A 3891-nucleotide genomic window follows, 5' to 3' on the forward strand; every position below is an offset into this window, starting at 1 on the left:
AATCCCCCACCGAAGCAGGTTCATCGTTCGACTTGCATGTGTTAAGCACGCCGCCAGCGTTCGTCCTGAGCCAGGATCAAACTCTCCGTGAATGCCAACCCGTAATCGGGCCAAACAACACGAGAGCGGAACAGCCGGAGGAATAACCCGACCGTTCACAGCATCCTCGCTGTCATGCCTGCACACCCACACAAAACGAGGGGCGCACAGGACTTTCAAAGGAACCACATCCCCCCAGAGAGGGGACGGGGTATCAACATATCTGGCGTTGACTTTTGGCACGCTGTTGAGTTCTCAAGGAACGGACGCTTCCATCAGACCCTCATCAGGCCCTCCGGGCATTTCCCTTCGGTCTTGCGTTTCCAACCTTACCAGACCTTTTCCCCATTCCGTTTCCGGACCGGGAATTCAATCGGGCGACTGATTGGAGAAGCCATTTGCCTTTCGGCGGTGCCGACTTTATCAGAAGCTTATTGGCTGAGCGAATCAGCCTTCGCGATCTGAATAAGAGGTCGATTTGGCTCCGCAGGAAATGTCATTCCCGTCGAGAGCGAGAGAGACGCTACCGGTTGCACTCGATCATGTCCAGTCCGAGGCAACCGTTAAAATCTACCTCCCCACGTCAGCCGTGTCAACGGTTTGGTGGGCAGAAGAGGACAGTAGCAGGTCAGAGGCATCGGACGCACATCAGGCTGCGGCCGGAAGCTGTGCGCTGCGCTCGGCTTCGTCCAGGTCGCCGGTGTGGCCGGTCCGGGCCGCTCGGCCGCCCAGGACGTATACGTACACAAGGAACGCCACCTCAGCGGCGATGCCGATGGTGATACGGGCCCAGGTGGGCAGGCCAGAGGGGGTGACGAAGCCTTCGATGATGCCGGAGACGAAGAGGACCAGCGCCAGTCCGATGGCCATGCCGAGGGCTGCGCGCCCCTGCTGGGCGAGGGCCGTGCGGCGGGAGAGGGGGCCGGGGTCGATGAGTGTCCAGCCGAGACGGAGGCCTGTGCCGGCGGCGACGAAGACGGCGGTCAATTCAAGGAGACCGTGCGGGAGGACCAGGCCGAGGAACACGTCCAGACGGCCGGCGGAGGACATGAGCCCGATGCCCACGCCGAGATTGAACATGTTGAGGAGAAGGACCCAGATCACCGGCAGGCACAGAAAGGCGCCCAGAGTGAGGCATAGGGCAACTGCCTGGGCGTTGTTCGTCCAGACCTGGGCCGCGAAGGAAGCCGCGGGGTTGCTGGAGTAGTACGTCTCGTACTGGCCGCCGGGGCGGGTCAGCTCACGCAGTTCGGAGGGGGCGGCGATGGCCGACTGGACCTCGGGGTTCGCGCCGATCCACCAGCCGATGACGACTGCGACGAGAGTGGAGAGGACGGCCGTCGGTACCCACCAGTGACGCGACCGGTAGACCGCGGCCGGGAAGCCCTCGGTGAAGAATCGGACCGCGTCGCGCCAGGTGGCCCGGCGGGTGCCCGTGACCGTGGAGCGGGCCCGTGCGACGAGCTGGGTGAGCCTGCCGGTCAGGACCGGGTCCGGGGCGCTCGACTGGATCAGGGAGAGGTGGGTGGACGTGCGCTGGTAGAGGGCGACGAGTTCGTCGGCCTCGGCTCCGGTGAGGCGGCGCCCCCGGCGCAGGAGCTGGTCCAGGCGGTCCCACTCGGCATGGTGGGCGGTCACGAAGACATCGAGGTCCATGTCGTCTGCTGCTCCAGGCACTGGGTGCGTACGTTCGTACTACTGCGGCGCGCTGCGAGCCAGCTTGGCAGACTGAGTGCGCACGGGGTGGAGAAGGGCGACGTGAAGGGCGGCAACGATGAGTGCGCTGGTGACGGGGGACGCGGTCGTGCTGGGGCTGCAGCCGGCGAAACTGCCGAGTCGTGCACTCGCCGTGGCGATCGACCTGGTGGTCGTGGTGGCCGCGTACGTCCTTATTTCTGTGGTGCTCGCTCTGGCGACCGCCTCGCTGGACGACGCGGCGATCATGGCGTTGTCGATCGCGACGTCGCTGCTGGTCCTGGTGGGGGCGCCGATAGCCGTGGAAACCCTCAGCCGTGGGCGTTCGCTCGGAAAACTGGCCTGCGGACTGCGGGTGGTACGCGACGACGGGGGGCCCATCCGCTTCCGGCACGCGCTGGTCCGTGGGGCGATGGGGGTGGTGGAGATCCTGATGACGTTCGGGGTCGTCGCCTGCATCGCCTCACTGGTCTCGGCCCGGGGGCGGCGGATCGGCGATGTGTTCGCGGGGACGCTGGTCGTACGGGAGCGGGTGCCTACCGCGCGCGAGGCCGTGCCGCCACCGCCGCCGTGGCTCGTGGGTCGGTTCGCGGAGCTGGATCTTTCCGGAGTTCCGGACGATCTGTGGCTTGCGATACGCCAGTACCTGACGCGGATGACGCAGCTGGATCCCGGTGTAAGCGCGCTGATGGCGGGGCGGCTGGCCGATGAGCTGGCGGGGCGCACGGGGGCTCCGGCGCCGGCGGGTGTGCCCCCCGCGGCGTTTCTGGCCGCAGTGGTGAGTGAGCGGCAGGCGCGGGACGCGCGTCGGGCGTTCGGAACGCATCCCGGTGCGGGGGCCGGGCAGGGTGGCGTGCAGGCTGCGCCGGGCAGTGTGGCCGGTGTGTACAGCAGTGCGGGCGGGCGGCCCGGTGGTTACGGGAGTGCGGTTGGTGGCGCCGGTGCGCGGGGGGAAGCTGCTGGTGCTGGCGGGGTGGGCTGGGGTCTTGAGGGAAGCCCGCCGGTAGCGGTGGGCCGGGGGGCAGCGGAGGGCCAAGGAGCGGCAGAGGGGCCGACGCGGGCGCCGGCCGTGCAGCCGGCGCCGCAGGGCGAGAACTCGGACGGGGCGGGGCGGTCGGGTCCCGCGACAGGTTTCGCGCCACCTGCTTGACGAGACGTCTGCTGCATCCGCGCGGAACGGCGCCCGGGATGCGGGTGCGCGGCAGACGGCCAGCAGGTGCGTACGCCCGGAGCGGTGGGTGAGGGGCCGGCATGGGCGGAGTGCTCGTCAGGGGAACGCGCTCGTCACTCGTCAAGGAACTCAGGGGAACACCGAGGGCGGGGTGTCGAGGTGTTCGAGCTCGATGCCGGGTGCCGCGAGGACCACGTCACCAGCGATGTGCACGGTGTGCTGCTCCCCCGTGTCCAGGGCGCTGACCTGGTATTCGTCCACGGTCAGGGGGGCGTTGTCAGTGGTGTGCGCTTCACTGTTCATCAGGGCCCAGGACTGGTCGATAGTCCGGGGGGCGAGGACAGGATCCGTGAACGCGACGAGGCGGACGCGTGTCGCGGGGGAATCGGGGGTGAGGCGCAGCAGGCGTGCTGTCGCGATGAGGAACGCCGGGGATGTGCCGGTGAAGGCATGGGCGCGGACATTGCCTTCGGTGGCCTGAGCACCGGTGGGGTCGGTGCGGACCCAGGTGACGCCGTCGAGGGCGGCGCCTCGGACCTGCCAGCTCGCGGCATGCAGTTCGAGACGGAGGGGGCGGCCGAGGTCGTCGATGGTCAGATCGACGGAGCCGGCGTGGTCGCCGGAAGAGGTGGTGATCTGCGAGACATAGCGCCAGCCGGAGGGGCCGGGCGCGCACTGGAAGTGTTCTTCACCGAGGGGGGTGTGATCGTGTGGATCGTGGAGCGAATATCGGCCGCGGGGCATGAGGCGTCGGGATCCTTGTGCGGTGGGCTGAGGCGGATGGGGCACCGGACGCGGTGACGGCTCCCGCGGAATCCGCCGGGCCACGCCGGACCTGGTGAACGCGGAGGCGGACCGAAGCGTATGGGGAGGTACGGACAGGCCCCCGACACGGGGGTGCGGGGGCCTGCCGAGTGCTTCCGGAGGGTGCGGCCGAAGGAGCTGCGGCCTTGTGGCCGCTCCCCTCATGAGGACCATGCGCTACC

Annotated in this window: 3 protein-coding genes and 1 rRNA gene; 1 reads left to right on the top strand and 3 read right to left on the bottom strand. The window is 68.3% G+C overall.

The window, feature by feature from the left end; translation table 11 throughout:
- Both ACFYT4_RS03365 and ACFYT4_RS03370 read right to left on the bottom strand, forming a co-directional pair.
- Positions 1–92 (bottom strand): 16S ribosomal RNA (locus tag ACFYT4_RS03365); the annotation flags it as partial.
- A gap of 595 nt (positions 93–687) precedes the next feature.
- Entirely contained in the window at positions 688–1695 is a 1008-nt protein-coding gene (locus ACFYT4_RS03370; protein WP_389265271.1) for a stage II sporulation protein M, read from the bottom strand.
- 118 nt (positions 1696–1813) lie between these two features.
- Between ACFYT4_RS03370 and ACFYT4_RS03375 the strand changes: the two genes are divergently transcribed.
- Positions 1814–2884, top strand: coding sequence for an RDD family protein (locus tag ACFYT4_RS03375; protein WP_389264791.1), 1071 nt, complete (start codon positions 1814–1816; stop codon positions 2882–2884).
- 150 nt (positions 2885–3034) lie between these two features.
- Here ACFYT4_RS03375 and ACFYT4_RS03380 read toward each other — a convergent pair whose 3' ends face one another.
- Entirely contained in the window at positions 3035–3649 is a 615-nt protein-coding gene (locus tag ACFYT4_RS03380; protein WP_389264793.1) for a hypothetical protein, read from the bottom strand.
- Positions 3650–3891 lie beyond the last annotated feature (242 nt).

It is taken from the genome of Streptomyces sp. NPDC004609 (genome assembly GCF_042873655.1).
Classification (GTDB): Bacteria; Actinomycetota; Actinomycetes; order Streptomycetales; family Streptomycetaceae; genus Streptomyces.